Consider the following 15894-nt stretch of genomic DNA (forward strand, 5'->3'; position numbering starts at 1 on the left):
TGACGGATAGTATTACCGGATATTCGGCTTCGACTCGTAACGCATTATAGATACGACTCCGTATAAACAGTTACGAAAACTGATGTCAGACGACAGAATCCGGTCGGCGTGTGTGAAGGTCGACGTAAAGGAGGGCGAGTCAACGCGTCAGCTTCTAGGAGAGACGGACGCAGTCGACGACGACCTCAAGCTAAGAACCGAGGATGGCTACCTCTACATACCTGTCGAGTCGAAGAACGTGGTTCCCGAGAGCCTCGACGCCGAGATATGTGAGGCGGAGTTCGAGGAGCGCGAGACTCTCGTATCCCCCGAGGACATACTCGGCTACTCGCCGACCTTCGAGGCTGTCGGAGACATAGCCCTGATAGAGGAAAGAGAGGACGATGAAGTCGACACAGACACGGAAAATGTAGGCGAGGCAGTCGTCGAGGCAGACAACAACATAACGACGGCTCTCGCTGTCGAGTCGAAGGTCAAGGGACGTGAGAGGCTACGTGATCTCAGACACGTCTACGGCGACGAGACGACAGAGACAGTCCACCGTGAGTACGGCGTAGAGCTCAGAGTCGACGTATCGGAGGTCTACTTCACTCCACGTCTCGCCAACGAGCGTCAGAGGGTCGTGTCACAGATAGACGAAGGAGAAAGAGTCCTCGACATGTTCGCAGGCGTAGGTCCCTACTCGGTTCCCGCGGCGAAAAAGGGCGCTGAGGTCACGGCTGTCGACGTCAACCCCGATGCAGTCGAGTACCTGAGGCAGAACGCCGAGAGAAATGGGGTCGGAGACCGAATCAGCGTCGTCGAAGGAGACGCACGCGATGTAGCCCGGCGTCTCGGCGGCTTCGACAGGATCATAATGAACCTGCCACAGTCCGCCGACGACTTCCTCGACGCGGCTGTAGAGGCGGCGGGCGACGGCTGTGTGATCCATTACTACGACATGAGACACGAGGACGACCTCTTCGAGGGCGGAGTCGACGAGATACGTGAGGCGGCGAGCGACGGAGGATACGAGATCGAGGTCCTCGACGAGGTCAACGTGCGTTCGTACGCACCCTACGAGTACAACGTCTGTATAGACGCCAGGCTTAAAGAAGAAGAAGAAGACGAGAGCTGTGTCTGAGAACTATGACGGAAGAAATCAGAGCCCACGTCTTCGTCTCGGGGAAGGTACAGGGAGTCTACTACCGCGCAAACACACGTGACACGGCGCGCGAGAACGGCGTCGACGGCTGGGTCACGAACTTAGACGACGGACGCGTCGAGGCTGTCTTCGAGGGAGAACGCGACGCAGTCGAGGAGACAGTCGAGTGGTGTCACGAGGGTAGCCCCGCGGCGGAAGTCGAAGGGGTCGAGGTAGACTGGGAGGAACCAACCGGGGAGTTCGACGGCTTCGGTATCAGGTACTGACTCTGATTCCAGTTCTACGACGGCACGACTACGCGTCTGACATCGACGGCTCCGGCTCTTCTCACGACTCCCGCGACGGCGTCTCTGACTCCGTCTAGCTCTCCCGACGTACCGAGAACAGTGAGACGTGCCTCGGCGCCCTCCTCGATTACTCCGAGGTCGTCCCTGCCTAAGAGCTTACCACCGTTGACTGTCGCCATCCGCAGAACCTCGTCGTCGGAGACGTCGTAGAGCTTCGAGGTGAACTCCATCTCCCTCCAGACAGACGGCGAGTTGAGCATCACGTTGTCGGTACCGAGGGCGACGTCGGTGTGTTCGACGAGATCCTCGACGGGAGGCAGACCCACGTCAGTCACGAGGTTCGACCGCGGACAGACAGCGACGGGTATCTCGTCGTCTTCGAGCTTTTCGAGGTCGGCGTCGCGGGCGTGTACCATATGGACGAGGAAGTCGGGATCGAGGTCGAATGCGTCGTCTATGTCGTCAGCGTCGCGCTCTCCGGCGTGTATCCCGAAGGGCTTCCCGAGACTGCGCGCCTCACGTCTCGGTTCGCCGAAGTCTCCGTCTCTCGTGCCGCTCGCACCGTAGCCGTCGGCGACGTCTAAGACGGAAGGGTCGCCACGTCCCATCGCTACAGCCTCGACACCCGTTCCTTCGGCTGCGCGCCGGAGACTCTCGACCCCCTCGGCTCCGCCCTCTCTGAAGTCGACGAAGGCTCCCGTACCCGAGTCGCGCATGAACTCGACTGTCTTCGTCATAGCATCAGTCTTCTCCTCCTGTGTAACGTCGCGGAGTATGCGGTGTTTGAGTCCATCGGGCGGCGCGACCCTCTCGTCGAGCGAGAGACCCCTTCCGGCTTCCTTCGCAACCGAGTCGCCTATGTGGGTGTGTGCGTTGACGAAAGCCGGCATAACGATGTCGTCGGAGGCGACCGGCTCCTCGGTTACCTCGGTGATTACGCCGTCCTCGATATGGAGGGTGCCCTCTACGACATCGACCTCGTCTGTGTCGCTCAGTACTCGTAGAATACGTCCCTCGACCTTTTCCATGGGTCAGATAAGAGAGAAAGGAACAACCGTGTTTCGGCTTGTCTCGGAGATGAAGAGTTAAGACGGAAACCCACTAAACCGACTGTAAGAAGACAATGCTCGATCCCGACTACTTACGTGAGAACCCCGACGAGGTCAAGGAGGCGATGGAGAGACGCGGCTCAGACGCCGACATAGACGGAATACTCGAACGTGACGAGAGATGGCGCGAACTCAAACAGAAGGGCGACGACCTGAGGCACGAGAGGAACCAGACGAGCCAGAGGATCGCAGAGCTCAAACAGGAGGGAAAGGACGACGAGGCGGAGGAAGCGATACAGAGGAGCCAGGAACTCAAGGAGGAGATAGAGGAGGTCGAGGAGGAGGCGGAGAGGCTCAAGGAGGAACGTGACGAGATGCTCCTACGTGTCCCGAACGTACCTCACGACTCGGTACCAGTCGGCGAAGACGAGGACGACAACGTCGAGGTTCGACGGTGGGGATGGGACGACAGACGTAACCACGGCTTCGAGATCGAGCCCCACGACGTCTTAGCCGAGGAGAAAGGTCTCATAGACTTCGAGAGGGCTTCACGTATATCGGGTTCGGGATTCTACTTCATGCGCGGAAAGGGGGCGAAGCTACACCACGGTCTCGTCGAGTTCATGCGCGACCTCCACGACGACGACTACGAGGAGGTCTATCCTCCCGTTCTGGTCGACACAGACGCGATGAAGGGGACGGGACAGTACCCCAAGTTCATAGAGGAGGGCGACGCCTACGGCGTCAAGGACGAGGATCTCTGGCTGATTCCGACTGCGGAAGTCCCCGTCACGAATATGTACAAGGGCGAGTACCTCAGCGCCGACGAGCTTCCGATATACCACCAGGCGGTCTCGGCGTGTTTCAGGAGAGAGGCGGGGAAACACGGCACAGAGACGCGGGGGATAGCGCGTGTCCACCAGTTCGACAAGGTCGAGTTGGTGAAGTTCGCCGAGCCCGACGAGAGCTACGACGAACACGAAACACTCCTGGGCGACGCCGAGAGGGTTCTTCAGGAGCTCGGACTTCCGTACCGCGTCCTCGAACTCTGCACGGGCGACCTGTCGTTCGCCGCCGCGAAATGTTACGACCTGGAGGTCTGGGCACCCGCACACGAGCGATGGCTCGAAGTCTCGTCGGTCTCGAACTTCGAGGACTTCCAGGCGAGACGCGCCGAACTCAAGTACAGACCCGAGCCACATCTCGACCTCGAACATATACATACCCTCAACGGAAGCGGTCTCGCAGTTCCGCGAGTCATCATAGCGATCCTGGAGTACTACCAGACGGAGGACGGCACCGTCGAGGTTCCCGAGGCTCTTCAGGAGTACGTCGGGTTCGACGAGATATAGACAGACCGCGACGCGACAAGATTTAAGAAGTTCTGATTCTTCTTATCCGGAGTATGGTATTCAAAAAGATCACCGTGATCGGAAGCAGCAGCGAGTCGTGGGAGGACGCCGCGATGGACGCCGTAGAGAGGGCAGAGGCAACCCTACACGACATCCACTGGGTCGAGGTCGAGTCACAGGGAATGGAGATAGCGAGAGCCGACGACCCCGAGTACCAGACAGAGGTCACTATCGCTTTCGAGCTAGAGGATAAGTAGTCAGCCCGAGACGTTCACGTCGCTCTTCGTGACGTGGAGATAGGCGCGAGTGGGATCGTCGGTCTCACGTAAGCTCAGATACCTAAGGTCTGTGTTGTAATGTAGCGCGGAGTCAGTTATCTGAACTTCTTCAGCAATTATAGATCCATAAACCTCGGTACCTGACTCAACAAAGATTCTATCGTTATTTGGCGCGTATATGACTCCTCTAAATATAGAACCATCTCTTAGTCTGAGCTTGGGTCCTGTTCCAGTATCGGGATACGGAAAAACATACACCTGAAATAGATCCGTTCTGTTGTCTGGTGTTATTATCTCAGAACCAGTTAGTCTGAATGAATTATCGCTACTATGGTCTCCTCGGTATATTCTGACAGGGTTGTTACCTTTAACCTTGACATCACTATTAAGTCTGAAGTTGGTTTTGTTTTCAATAGCTACTGTTATCGGATGATCCCGAGTGTCAAATATCATTGTGCCCGAGTTGTGGTTGACGTTATTGCTGACAAGGTACCGTCTCTGGTCTAGATCAGAAGCAGTAGGATTATTTGGAAAAGAGGTGCCTCCTTCTTTTATCTCATCAACTATACGGGATGCAACAGGCTCAGGTACGTTAATATCGACATCTACACCGGTAGTGTTTTCTCCCGTTATATTTATTCGGTCATCCTCTATGTCATTCCGAGCGATGGCATCGCCATGAATAGTCGGTTTTGGGTTATTTTCTGAACCTCCTGTTATGCTGTCGTTGGAAACCACGTTTCCATAGATATGAGAGGGATTTTTGGGATTATTCGGAAAGAGAATTGTTTCCTCCGACTCCACAAGATCCACACCCATCACCCTGTCATCAGGGGAATAATCACCAGTTATCCCATAACTATACGCATCTATCGTAGCATTTTCGAGCTCCATCTCTGTTCCACTGGATAACGCCGCTTGTCTGAAAGGACGTATATCCTTAACGACATTGACGTGTCTGACCTTGACCCAGCCCGGACTAGCATCGTGGTTACTTTCGACTACGACGACTTGCTTGTGTCTATCCTCGAAGTATCTCTCCCACGCCTCGGAGTGGGGACTCGTGACATTGACGTAGACAGTTCCGTTCCGTATCGGGCTCCTGTCACGGTACGGTCTATCGACCTTCGACTCGCGCGAGAGTGTGAATGTCTGCTGACCTCCGGCAGTCGCCAGATCGGTGTTACTTACATTGACGAGCGAAACCGTGAGGGAGTTACGTGAGAACCCGAAGTCGGGCGCGGAGACCATCGTGGCATTGGCGTCCGCCGACGTTTTACGGAAGATACCACCCGCCTCGAACCAAACCTCTCTGTCTCCCATCGTGTATCTGACCGAGTTGAGTTCGAAACTGTGGTTGAGGTTCTTCGCCGTATTGGTGACATTTATCCTAACACGCGTCGTGTCCTCGACGACTTCCAGACTCCCCTTCTGTAGATTCATCCGAACCTTCTTGGTACCCGATCCCGACGCAACCCCCGTTGCCTTCGAGTCGAGACGCATCATCTCATTCAGCGCGCGATCAAACTGAACGTCGTCTCTCGCCGAGTCGAGCGTAGGGAATCCCGTGAGAGTGATTATACCGATTCCGGTCATCGTGATGCCGAAGATAAGTATTACTCCGACTACCTCCGACTGGGCAAGCCTCTGTCGGCTGTCCGTTCTCGTTGTGCGGGTGGTCTTACTTCGTCTCATGTCTGTTGGTTCTGTCTGTCTTATCTTGAGACTGAGATATTCAGCTTAGTTCTCGTGTGTATAGCTGTGTCGACGTAGTCAGGTGGGGGTGTGGGAGTCGATGGATCGACCTCAACCCACGCGGTGTCCGACGTACTTCCGTAGTCCACGTCATCGATGCTGTCGAAGTCTTCGAGGTACGTCTTCCATGCATCAAGACGGTCGTTGTCGGGTGTTCTGACGGTTATCCTGACACTCGAAACGTTGTAGTCGGAGTCCGTTCCACGGATACTATCGCCGAGTCTCCAGTCAGTCTCCGCGTTCTCTGCTGAGACGACGAATATACCCTCTCCGCCGACAGATCCCGAGCCGTTGACATCGATAGCGGGGACGACGGTACGGTCGGTCGAGATCCGCCAGTCGGGTTCCTCGATCATCACACTGGCGTCGGATGCCGAAGCCTCACGTATGAGAGCACCGTTCTCGTAGACTACCGTCCCCGAGTCAGTCGAGTAAGCGACGTATCCGACGGTCGTGTTACAGATTTCGGGGTCACAGATGTTGTAGTCGGAGCCATTAATTATGGAGACGTTGACCCACGTCTGTGACCCGGCTCCGCTGTTGACAGAAAGAGCACCGCCGTTTAGTCTGACCTGTGTGTCACGGCTAGAGACACCGTCTGTCCGAGACACGGAGTCGAGACTGTCCTTCATGAGCGCGAACGAACGCAGGCTGTTCTCCGACTTAGCGGAGTCCCTTTGATCGTCGAGGGCAGGGACACCGTTGAGGTAAACGAGACCTATCGATGTTGTGACTATTCCTAAGACTATCACGAAGCCCACGACCTCCGAGACACCGCGTTCGTCTTCGGAAGGGTTACATGTCGTTGTCCCACGCATATTACCTCACCTCTATCTCGTCGTCAGTGTAATGTATACTCACATCGGAGCCGCTTCCGAACTCCGCCGAATCAGTCTGTGTGACTGTGTTGTACTCGACGGTAACGGACGCGTCCCTTACTCCTGAGTCAAGGGTTATCTCTCCGGTGCCGTCGACACCCGGATCAGGCTCGATCTCGACGGTATAAGTCTCGCCCACGTTTGGGAGACGGAGTTCGAGACTCCCCTCTGGATTAGACCCTCTGTTGGACAGCGTGTCAGCCTCGACGAGCCTCTCGGCTATACTCTCGCCTGCCATACGCAGATTTTTTTCAGTCGTAGACTCACGGATATATCCCATCGTGCCGTGCATGTTCATCAGCATTATTCCGATTACGGTGATCGCCACGCCGAGATGGAGAACGTATCCCGTGACGGTCGAGAGTGCCTCGTCGTCTTCTGAGACCGAAACTGTCGACTCGCGTCTCATTACGACCCGCCTCCGTAGGTCTTTATCGACTTCACGCGCTGATAGTAGACCTTCAGGGTGTTGTTAGTGTCGTCGTCTCTACTCGGGTCGGTGTCCCGGAAGACTATGAATAGGTCGCCATTGTCTGTCGAGTTTATCGCCTCTGACTCCACGTCGGAGAGAGTGTAGCTCTCGGTTTTTATCATCCCTGACGTAGGCGGAACTGTGTAGTCAGTAGTCGGGTCGATCTCACTCGCGTTCGACTCGTAGACGGGAACAATCTCCATCGCCTCAGAACCTGTGAGGCTGTACCTCAGTTCGACCTCGTGCCTGTCCCACGCCTTCTGTATCCCCGAGGTCTGAGAACCCACGCGGAGATCGTGTCCGTGGTCGAAGTTATCCGACCTGTTTTCGGTGAGGTTGGCGTACCTGTCGTCGTTCGCACTCATGTAGGTGATGTTGATCTTGTCAGGGTCGGAGACGTTCGTGCCGTTGATGAGGTTAGGCGGTATGTCCTTGTCGGGGTTGAAGACGCTCGGATAACTGATCATCGTCATAGCCGGAGCACCCGCCGAGATGCTGTTGGTGTGGCGGAGCGACGAGTCGGCGTACGATAGGTTGAGACGGACGTTCTGTAACGCGCCGACCGTGTAGACCGACGCGTTCGAACAGAAGGTCTTCGATCCACAGATCTTCGAAGTCGAGTCGGAGTCAATCTGTATGTCGTAGGTTCCCTTGGCGTTCACGCCGCCCTTTATCAGAATCCGATAGGTCGTGTTCTCGGGATCAGAAGCGTATAGTAGGTCGGAGTGGAGGTTTCTTGGCGTCGAGTTTATCGAGTTGTTGGTGACACCAATCTCTACGGGCGTGCCGTTGTAGGTGTGGTTCTCCAGAACCTCTTTAGTATTGGTAGATTCATTCTGGTGACTGATCCTAATTTCAGGGTTCTTGTCGTCCCCATAGTAGCCGGGGTTCTCAACATCCATACGCCAGATAGTTCTGTTATGAGATGTCGACTGGTTCTGGACTAGAAGGCTGAAGTTTCCGCTATCATCGTTGAACTCAGTGACGTTGTATCGCATACTGTGGATCTGTGTTATATTGTCGGCGATGAGTTTGTCGGGACTGGTTATTTCCTCGGCTATATCTCTAAAAATATCAGTGAGTTCATCGGCGTTATCGGCGTGGTTATAATTACCGCCGGTCTCCGTCGCTATGTATTTTAATAAAGTCCCATTAACCGAGTCACCCAGACCAACAGTATGCACAGTAGTATCTGTTCTGTTTGCCTCTCTAGCCCAGTATTTAGTTCTATTGTTGAGGTTAACGTCTCTAAACGAAGAGCCACCACATTCATCTATTTCCTCTGAGTTAGGAGGTTCTTCATCGATAAACGCCCATTCGCTCCTGCAGTCTTCATAATCTCCATCAATATCATCCGAGATACTCTTGCCTTCGTAATTCACCCAACCGTACTGGTTTTGACCGTCTGTCAGTATGATAGTGACATTTTCGGCTGAGGAGCTACTGTTGGCATCAAATTCTCGAAGTGAGCTTCGTAAACCTCCGCCTATATATGTACTTCCGTCATCCTCAGACATCTTATCAATAGTATCATTTATATTTTTATTCTCTGGTAAAGACTTGAAATAAACAGTATTAGTCACGCCGAGACTATCACTGCTATTCTGTCTATAACTCGAAGGCACTTCGTATGTATCCTCGTCGAAGTCCAAGACAGAGATGTTATCCCTAGAGGAGTTCAGAGCACCCACGAAATCCTTCGAAGCATCTACTCTTATGTCATTAGGATCATTATCTTCCATCGATCCTGAGGTATCAATCACGAGAGAAGCATCTAGAGGATCGCGTCTAATGGGCTCCGAGAAATTCTTCGGCTTCTTCTGCCCCAGTCTCAGAGCCGGAGTCGACGCCTGGCTCACCGAGTACTCTACGTCAACAGCGGTACGTCTCGGAGCGTAGATTCTCTGAACCTTCCTCGTGTAGTTCCTCATCGACCTGTTGAACTCGTCCCTGACCTCAGCATTAGTCCAGTTCTCGTAGATGCTCCTCTTGTTGATCGCGCCCATGATGTCACGCGCTCCCGACTCGACAGTCTCTTCGTACTCGACTGTGCTCTGTGACAGCGAGGGCGACGGTGAAGAGCGTGAGTCGGCGATCGAGTTCTGTGTGTACGCAGCCGAGTTGAGCATCACCGTCACGCCAATTATTCCGAGAGCGACGAGGAAGCCCGCGACTATGATGACCTGTGCTTTCTCGCGTCGGTCTATCTCCATGCTGTGAGACGCACCTCCACTATGTTGTATATGTCAGAGACGTTTCCACGGTCGAACCTCGCGTCAGACTCCGAGACATCGACGTTGGGTATCGGATATCCCTCGCGCGTCGCGTTGGCGAGAGGCACGGTACCGTTGACGAGGTCGTCCTCGTAGAGTACGAGGGTCTCATAGGAGGTCACAGCGCCCTTACCCGGATTGCCGTTGTCTATGAGGCTACATCTCGCCATACCCTGCTTTTCGCCGGGTAATGTCTGAGTATGGTTTCCGAGGTACTCACATCCCCTACGTTCGTCTATCCGGGCTGTGTCTTTCGACTCGAAACGTAGATCTACGTTATAGATCGCACCCCTGTCGCCTATACGTTCAAGAGTTGTGTTGAAGTCGCCGTGTATGTGCGACAGGTTCGACGTCCCTGTATACCCATAGACAGTAGGAGTGCTCCCGTTGAACCTTGGCGGCGTCGCGCTGGTGTCGAATCCGAGAACGGCGCGTCTAAGATCGCCGCTCACCTTACCGTGTCTCAGGCTGTCCCCAACAAGGGAGTCGAGGGAGGCGTCACCACCCGACGCGGTCGCTGTCGACGTGGGTGTGACTGCGACGGAGTTGATAGCATAAAGGACAGACAGAACTATAAGGAATGCTGCGGCGAAGCCTTCGAGGGTATGCATCTGAGCCTCTCGATCCGTGTCGTCGGTGTTTCGCCTCAACCTATCCCCTCCATACGGTTATCTCGATCACAGTCGTGTTGCCCTCTTCGACATCGGTATCGTCTACTGTGACCGACTCATCGGCGTAAATGACACGTGTCCTCGTAGAGACCGAAGCTACATCAGGGGTCGAGTTACCGAAGACCTCGTCGTTGACGTCCGAAGTCCCGGTGTCATTGACTGTTATGTTATAGTCATAGAGTCCCGGATCGAGTCCAAGGCTCTTCTTCATCTCAGTTGTATCCTGACTGAAGAAGCCGCTCGCGTCCGTACTGTCAAGGGTGCCGTCGTCATCCGTTACCGAGGATACGAGAAGCGTAGATGCCCTATCGGCGATTACCTCCGTCTCGTCGGTGGATGTCGTCACGGGAGCCATCGTGTCGGTCATAAAGCCGAGGACGAATATGAGTGTAATCAGAAATATGGTTATGCCTGACAGGAAGTCTATACTCGTCTGTGCGTTAGTGCTCCGCCCCTTTCGTTTCTCGGAGTTAATGCTTATCACTGTTCCGTCCGTGCCTTATAGTTCGCCGTAATTTACGTCTCACCCCACTTAATAGTTTCGCGGATGGGTAGGAACCAAACCTGAAGCTTAATATGACTGACCGTATATTCGAACAAACACAAACGTGAAGGGAAGAGAGTGGTACCAAAAGGAAGACACCGCCGAGGAGTACGACGACTGGAGGTTCTCGAAGGGCGGTGCTCTCATAGATGAAGGCGAGAAGGAAGCCGTCTTCGACCTCCTCGGAGACGTTCAGGCTGCCGAGTCGGGATCCGCGGAGAGCGACAGTCTCGAAGATCTTTCAGTGCTTGAGATAGCGTGTGGCACGGGACGTTTCACCGTCGAACTCGCACGCAGGGACGCTGATGTAGTGGGAATGGACATAAGCAAGCCGATGATGGAGAAGGGAGTCAAGAAGGCGAAACACGCGGGCGTCTACGACTCGGTCGACTTCCTGAGAGGAGACGCGGGGGAGCTACCGTTCCCCGACGACTCGTTCGACGTCGTGATAGCTATGCGTTTCTTCCATCTCGCCGACACACCCCTCGATTTCCTCAGGGAGATGAGACGTGTGTCGCGCTCGAAGGTTCTCTTCGACACATTCATGGAGGGAAGCGCGCGAGTGATCTACAACCGTTTCCTTCCCATGGGTAGCAGACTTTACTCGGAGGACGAGGTCAAACGTCTCTTAGACGACGCGGGTCTGTCGCTCGAAGAGACGAAGAACGACTTCTTCTTCCCGTTCGGTCTCTACCGGATAACTCCGACCAAGATAGCCGAGGGAATACGTGACGTCGACGACACTATACTCGACATCAGCGACGACTTCTCGACGGTCTCCTACTGGCTCACGTCCACGGAAAGCGATAAGTGAGCGACACGTGTCTCTTCGGGTATGAGAAGATTTGACGTCTCCGAAGTAACTGAGTTCTCGCCGGAGAAGTACGAGAAGGTCAGCCTATTAGACGCCGAGGGGGGATTCTCGGACTTCTACTGCTTCGAGCCAGGGCAGGAACAGGAGCCCCACGTACACGACGACTCCGACAAGCTATACTACGTCGTCGAAGGTGAAGGGGAGTTCACGGTAGGTGACGAGGTGCTGTCTCTGGGTGAAGGAGAGGGGATAGTCGCCGAGTCGGGCGAGAGACACGGCGTGAGGAACACGTCGGAGTCACGTCTCACGGCTCTCGTCTTCATGGCGTGGGGGGAGAAAAGAGGCGACGGAGGGGACGAGGACAGCCACGGTCACAGTCACAGCCACGAACATGACCACGATTCTGAGAAGGAAAGCCTCGACTTCGCGGTTCTGACAGTGAGTTCAACCAGAGACGAGAACGACGACCCGAGCGGCGACACAGTCAGACGTCTGGTGACCGACGAAGGACACACGGTGACGGAGTACGGGGTCGTGTCGGACGACCTCGTCGAGATAAGACACAGGGTCAAGGATCTCGTCGGAGAGGTCGACGCCGTTGTCACAACAGGAGGAACCGGAATAACCCCCGACGACGTCACAGTCGAGGCGGTCGAGCCTCTGATCGACAAGAAGCTCCCGGGATTCGGAGAGCTTTTCAGACGTCTGAGCACGGAGGAGATAGGAACTTCGTCGATAATGTCGAGGGCGTTCGCGGGTGTCTCCGACGACACGCCCGTCTTCGTCCTTCCGGGGAGCCAGAACGGAGTACCTCTGGCTGTCGAGGAGATACTGCTTGAGGAGATAGACCACATAGTGGGTCTCGCGGGACGCTAAATAAAATATAAAGACATGAGAGGGAGAAAGACGAGGTACGTCTTAGCCGACACAGCACAGCAGACAGTCGGAGGTTTCATACTCGGAGGTCCTTTCGTGATGGCTGAGGAGATCTGGAACATGGCGGAGAACGTCTCGTCTCTCCATCTCGCCGCGACTGTCTTGATAGTCCTCGGAATCGGATACACCGCCCTCTATGAGGCTGACGAGGAAAGAGATCCCGACACGGAGAAGAGCTTCCTCGGCATACCCCTGCGTTTCATCTCTCTCGTGGCTGTGTCGTACCTCTCAGTCGGAATAATCGCAGTCGTCGTCTCAGCCCCCCAGACCTTCGGCGCCGACGTCACGACGGGGGTCAAAGCAGTCATGATAAGTACTATATTCAGCGTCGTGGGAGCCGCGACAGCCGACACGGTCTTCAGATGAGATAATAATATGCCAGTCGAATCCAAGAGGAGGAAAGCGGTACTCTACATACTCGGAATAGGCGCGATAGCCGTCTTCTACTCCGTCATATATAGCTGGGGTATGTCTACCTTCGAGGGAAGGGAGAGGAGTCTAATACACTCGTTCCAGATAGTCGTCGAGACCTTCACGACGACGGGGTACGGAGAGGACGCGCCGTGGAGCTCTCCGGTTATGCTGACACTGATGGTCGCGATGCAGCTTACGGGTGTAGTCCTGATATTCATGGCACTCCCTCTCTTCGTGGTGCCGTGGATAGAGGAGGCGATAGAGACACAGGTTCCGACTTCGGCTGAGGATCTCGAAGACCACGTCGTGATCTGTGAGTTCGAGTCACTCGGCGAGACGCTCATCGATGAGTTGGAGTCGCGGGGGATAGAGTACGTCATACTCATCTGTAACCAGAACCGCGCGGTCGATCTCTACGAGTCGGGGTATCCAGTGGTGAGGGGAGACCCCGAGTCGGCACAGACACTCAGAGACGTCGGCATAGAGGAAGCGAGGGCGGTCGTTCTCGACGCCGACAACGACGTCAACGCAAGCATAGCCCTCTCAGTACGTGAGGCTTCGGAGGACACACACGTGGTCAGCCTCGCCACAGATCCCCAGAAGTCGAGGTATCTGAGGTACGCGGGCTCCGACGAGGCACTCTCGCCGAGACATATAGTCGGGAGGAGCCTCGCCGACAAGGCGACCACAGCGGTGACCTCGGAGCTCGGAGAGAGCATAGAGATAGGAGACGACTTCCTCGTGGTCGAGATGCCCGTACACTCCGAGAGTAGTCTGGTAGGTCAGAGGCTCTCGGAGAGCGGAATACGTGAGACGACAGGGGTGAGTCTGATAGGAGCGTGGGTAAACGGCAGCTTCCTCCACTCGCCGTCACACGACACACGTATAGACAGTAACACAGTCCTCCTCGTCGCGGGAACCGAGGACGAGCTGAAACACCTCCGAAAGATCACTCTCGCGGAGGCGAGACGCCACAGACGGACGAGGGAGAACGTCGTGATAGCGGGTCTCGGCGAGGTGGGCTCGACAGTGAGGAGGTACGCCGAGGAGTCGGGTATCGACACCACGGTCATAGACGTCAACGACGGAGAGAACGTCGACGTAGTAGGCGACGCCGCCGACGAGGAGGCTCTGAGAGAGGCGGGAATAGAGGACGCCGCGGCTCTGATAGTCGCACTTCCCGACGACACCTCGGCGATATTCACGACCCTCATAGCACGAGAGATAAACCCCGACGTGGAGATAATAGTCCGAGCCAACAGGTCGGAGAGCCAGACGAAGCTCTACAGGTCGGGTGCCGACTACGTCCTCGCCCTGCCGACCGTGAGTGGTAGAGTGGTTGCACTCGACATAATCGGCGAGGAGATAATGTCTCCCGGAAAACAGATAAAGATAGTACGTACAGAGGCTCCGAGGCTCGAAGGAAAGACTCTCGAAGACGCACACGTCGGAAGGAAGACGGGATGTACCGTCGTGGCTATAGACAGGAACGGCGAGGTAATGACGAGGGTTCAGCCCGACACACGTATACAGGAGGACGACAGGCTGATAGTAGCGGGGTCCGACGAGAACATAAACAGCTTCAGAGAGGAGTTCGACGGTAGGTAGTTATACTTTCTTGTCTTCAGCTGTCGACCTTTCCGAGACGGACATGTTCGCCGTCGTGTCTCTCTCTCAGCTTCTCGACGTACTCCTCGTACTCCTCGAGACGCTCCCTGAGATGGCGGTTTTCGAGTTCGAGACGTTCGTTCTCCCTCAGAACCTCCTTCGAGACCTTGACCTTAGGCGGGAAGTCGTCGTCGACCTCCTCGATTACGGAGTCGTCGGGAACCACAGACACGTCACCGTCGTGGCTCACGAGGCTGTCGACGTACTGACGGAATATGTCGGAGAGAGTAGTATCGCGCCTCTCGGAGATCTCAGAGAGAGTCTCGAAGGTCTCCTCAGAGACGCGGAAGGAGACCGTCTTGTCCTTGTTCGATGCCATACGCCGTATAACAACGCCTCCAACTTAAACCTAGTCGAGGTCGCGCGCGATCTCCTCGGCGAAGTAGGTTATTATGAGGTCGGCGCCCGCCCTCTTTATCGATAAGAGCGACTCGTGAGCGGTCTCACGCGCGTCGAGCCAGCCGTTTTGATCCGCAGCCTTGAGCATCGCGTACTCCCCCGAGACGTTGTAAGCAGCGACGGGGAGGTCGAAGCTGTCTCTCACGTCTGAGACTACGTCCAAGTAGGGGAGAGCGGGCTTTACCATCAGCATGTCGGCACCCTCCTCGACGTCAAGGCTCGCCTCCTCGGCTGCGACACGTGAGTTGGCGGGGTTCATCTGGTAGTCGCGCCTGTGACCGAAGTCAGGTGCCGAGTCGGCGGCGTCACGGAAGGGTCCGTAGAAGGAGCTAGCGTACTTGACTGCGTACGAAAGTATGCCGACGTTCTCGTAGCCCGCGTCGTCAAGTCCCTGACGTATCTCACCTACCATTCCGTCGGTCATGCTACTCGGCGCGACTATGTCGGCTCCCGCCTCGGCGTGTGAGACAGCGATTCTCGACAGGTAGGGAAGAGTGGCGTCGTTGTCGACCGTCTCCTCCTCATCGATCACCCCGCAGTGTCCGTGGTGTGTGTACTCGCACATACAGACATCTGTCACCACGAGAAGGTCGGTCTCGTCCTTGACACGTCTCACCGCCTCCTGTACGACTCCGTCTTCTGCGTAAGCACGCGATCCCTCGGCGTCCTTCGACTCGGGGACACCGAAGAGTATCACAGCGGGTATGCCGAGTTCGTCTATCTCACGTGCCTTCTCCCGGACGTCGTCGAGGGAATGACGGTATACTCCGGGCATCGAGGGTATCTCGAAGGGCTCGTCAGTCGTCGCGTCAACGAAGAGGGGAGCCACGAGGTCGTCCGCCGAGACCGAGTTCTCGGCTACCATCTCTCGTACTCCGTCGCGTCTCAGCCTTCTCATACGTCGGGTGGGGAAGCCTGCCATACACTGAGTAGACGTGTCGGAACCAAATTAATGACGGT

At 55.5% G+C, this 15894-nt stretch carries 17 protein-coding genes; 8 read left to right on the forward strand and 9 right to left on the reverse strand.

Features of this window, described 5'->3' with window-relative positions; all coding sequences use genetic code 11:
- Positions 1–82: 82 nt before the first annotated feature.
- Both SV253_02155 and SV253_02160 read left to right on the forward strand, forming a co-directional pair.
- Entirely contained in the window at positions 83–1123 is a 1041-nt protein-coding gene (locus SV253_02155) for a class I SAM-dependent methyltransferase family protein (protein ID MDY6774881.1), read from the forward strand.
- 5 nt (positions 1124–1128) lie between these two features.
- The gene (locus SV253_02160; protein ID MDY6774882.1) at positions 1129–1410 is read left to right on the forward strand and encodes an acylphosphatase; all 282 of its coding nucleotides are present in this window, start codon (positions 1129–1131) and stop codon (positions 1408–1410) included.
- Between the two features lie 14 nt (positions 1411–1424).
- Here the strand turns inward: SV253_02160 and SV253_02165 are convergent, their stop codons facing one another.
- Positions 1425–2459, reverse strand: coding sequence for an amidohydrolase family protein (locus SV253_02165; GenBank protein ID MDY6774883.1), 1035 nt, complete (start codon positions 2457–2459; stop codon positions 1425–1427).
- 95 nt (positions 2460–2554) lie between these two features.
- On the opposite strand from SV253_02165, the gene serS reads away from it, so the two are divergent.
- Together serS and SV253_02175 are read left to right on the forward strand one after the other, a co-directional pair.
- A complete protein-coding gene (serS, locus tag SV253_02170) occupies positions 2555–3832 on the forward strand; it encodes a serine--tRNA ligase (GenBank protein ID MDY6774884.1) in 1278 nt (425 codons plus the stop codon).
- Between the two features lie 53 nt (positions 3833–3885).
- Positions 3886–4089 carry a dodecin gene (locus tag SV253_02175; GenBank protein MDY6774885.1) on the forward strand — a complete coding sequence of 68 codons (204 nt, stop codon included), beginning with the start codon at positions 3886–3888 and terminating at the stop codon, positions 4087–4089.
- Here the strand turns inward: SV253_02175 and SV253_02180 are convergent, their stop codons facing one another.
- Genes SV253_02180 through SV253_02205 form a run of 6 tightly spaced genes read right to left on the reverse strand, consistent with a single transcriptional unit; the run spans position 4090 to position 10643 of the window.
- Positions 4090–5805, reverse strand: coding sequence for a hypothetical protein (locus SV253_02180; protein ID MDY6774886.1), 1716 nt, complete (start codon positions 5803–5805; stop codon positions 4090–4092).
- Between the two features lie 20 nt (positions 5806–5825).
- Positions 5826–6683 (reverse strand): hypothetical protein, encoded by an 858-nt coding sequence (locus tag SV253_02185; protein MDY6774887.1) that lies wholly within the window; start codon positions 6681–6683, stop codon positions 5826–5828.
- A 1-nt stretch (position 6684) separates the two neighbouring features.
- Positions 6685–7152, reverse strand: a complete 468-nt coding sequence (locus SV253_02190; GenBank protein MDY6774888.1) for a hypothetical protein — start codon at positions 7150–7152, stop codon at positions 6685–6687.
- The gene (locus tag SV253_02195) at positions 7152–9428 is read right to left on the reverse strand and encodes a vWA domain-containing protein (protein MDY6774889.1); all 2277 of its coding nucleotides are present in this window, start codon (positions 9426–9428) and stop codon (positions 7152–7154) included. Before SV253_02195 ends, SV253_02190 begins: the two co-directional genes overlap by 1 nt.
- Complete coding sequence (locus tag SV253_02200) at positions 9419–10099, reverse strand: hypothetical protein (protein MDY6774890.1); 681 nt, start codon at positions 10097–10099, stop codon at positions 9419–9421. The genes SV253_02195 and SV253_02200 overlap by 10 nt, the downstream gene beginning before the upstream one ends.
- 40 nt (positions 10100–10139) lie before the next feature.
- Positions 10140–10643 (reverse strand): hypothetical protein, encoded by a 504-nt coding sequence (locus SV253_02205; GenBank protein ID MDY6774891.1) that lies wholly within the window; start codon positions 10641–10643, stop codon positions 10140–10142.
- A 124-nt stretch (positions 10644–10767) separates the two neighbouring features.
- Here SV253_02205 and SV253_02210 point away from each other — a divergent pair, with 124 nt between their 5' ends.
- The 4 genes from SV253_02210 to SV253_02225 are packed head-to-tail and all read left to right on the forward strand — an operon-like array spanning position 10768 to position 14475.
- A complete protein-coding gene (locus tag SV253_02210; protein ID MDY6774892.1) occupies positions 10768–11517 on the forward strand; it encodes a class I SAM-dependent methyltransferase in 750 nt (249 codons plus the stop codon).
- A 21-nt stretch (positions 11518–11538) separates the two neighbouring features.
- On the forward strand, positions 11539–12393 hold the full coding sequence (locus SV253_02215) for a molybdenum cofactor synthesis domain-containing protein (GenBank protein ID MDY6774893.1): 855 nt from the start codon (positions 11539–11541) through the stop codon (positions 12391–12393).
- A gap of 15 nt (positions 12394–12408) precedes the next feature.
- Entirely contained in the window at positions 12409–12819 is a 411-nt protein-coding gene (locus SV253_02220) for a DUF2391 domain-containing protein (protein ID MDY6774894.1), read from the forward strand.
- Between the two features lie 9 nt (positions 12820–12828).
- On the forward strand, positions 12829–14475 hold the full coding sequence (locus tag SV253_02225) for an NAD-binding protein (GenBank protein MDY6774895.1): 1647 nt from the start codon (positions 12829–12831) through the stop codon (positions 14473–14475).
- Between the two features lie 16 nt (positions 14476–14491).
- Here the strand turns inward: SV253_02225 and SV253_02230 are convergent, their stop codons facing one another.
- Positions 14492–14854 carry a CopG family transcriptional regulator gene (locus SV253_02230; protein ID MDY6774896.1) on the reverse strand — a complete coding sequence of 121 codons (363 nt, stop codon included), beginning with the start codon at positions 14852–14854 and terminating at the stop codon, positions 14492–14494.
- 30 nt (positions 14855–14884) lie between these two features.
- The gene (gene hemB / locus SV253_02235) at positions 14885–15856 is read right to left on the reverse strand and encodes a porphobilinogen synthase (protein MDY6774897.1); all 972 of its coding nucleotides are present in this window, start codon (positions 15854–15856) and stop codon (positions 14885–14887) included.
- Between the last annotated feature and the right edge of the window lie 38 nt (positions 15857–15894).

Source organism: Candidatus Afararchaeum irisae (assembly GCA_034190545.1).
Lineage (GTDB): Archaea > Halobacteriota > Halobacteria > Halobacteriales > Afararchaeaceae > Afararchaeum > Afararchaeum irisae.

Excerpts from the sequence above, each read along its gene's own strand:
- SV253_02190 (MDY6774888.1), bottom strand. The coding sequence starts at position 7,152 with ATGAGACGCGAGTCGACAGTTTCGGTCTCAGAAGACGACGAGGCACTC.
- SV253_02195 (MDY6774889.1), bottom strand. The coding sequence starts at position 9,428 with ATGGAGATAGACCGACGCGAGAAAGCACAGGTCATCATAGTCGCGGGC.
- SV253_02200 (MDY6774890.1), bottom strand. The coding sequence starts at position 10,099 with ATGCATACCCTCGAAGGCTTCGCCGCAGCATTCCTTATAGTTCTGTCT.
- serS (MDY6774884.1), top strand. The coding sequence starts at position 2,555 with ATGCTCGATCCCGACTACTTACGTGAGAACCCCGACGAGGTCAAGGAG.
- SV253_02185 (MDY6774887.1), bottom strand. The coding sequence starts at position 6,683 with ATGCGTGGGACAACGACATGTAACCCTTCCGAAGACGAACGCGGTGTC.
- SV253_02165 (MDY6774883.1), bottom strand. The coding sequence starts at position 2,459 with ATGGAAAAGGTCGAGGGACGTATTCTACGAGTACTGAGCGACACAGAC.
- SV253_02225 (MDY6774895.1), top strand. The coding sequence starts at position 12,829 with ATGCCAGTCGAATCCAAGAGGAGGAAAGCGGTACTCTACATACTCGGA.
- SV253_02175 (MDY6774885.1), top strand. The coding sequence starts at position 3,886 with ATGGTATTCAAAAAGATCACCGTGATCGGAAGCAGCAGCGAGTCGTGG.
- SV253_02180 (MDY6774886.1), bottom strand. The coding sequence starts at position 5,805 with ATGAGACGAAGTAAGACCACCCGCACAACGAGAACGGACAGCCGACAG.
- hemB (MDY6774897.1), bottom strand. The coding sequence starts at position 15,856 with ATGGCAGGCTTCCCCACCCGACGTATGAGAAGGCTGAGACGCGACGGA.
- SV253_02215 (MDY6774893.1), top strand. The coding sequence starts at position 11,539 with ATGAGAAGATTTGACGTCTCCGAAGTAACTGAGTTCTCGCCGGAGAAG.
- SV253_02155 (MDY6774881.1), top strand. The coding sequence starts at position 83 with ATGTCAGACGACAGAATCCGGTCGGCGTGTGTGAAGGTCGACGTAAAG.
- SV253_02220 (MDY6774894.1), top strand. The coding sequence starts at position 12,409 with ATGAGAGGGAGAAAGACGAGGTACGTCTTAGCCGACACAGCACAGCAG.
- SV253_02160 (MDY6774882.1), top strand. The coding sequence starts at position 1,129 with ATGACGGAAGAAATCAGAGCCCACGTCTTCGTCTCGGGGAAGGTACAG.
- SV253_02230 (MDY6774896.1), bottom strand. The coding sequence starts at position 14,854 with ATGGCATCGAACAAGGACAAGACGGTCTCCTTCCGCGTCTCTGAGGAG.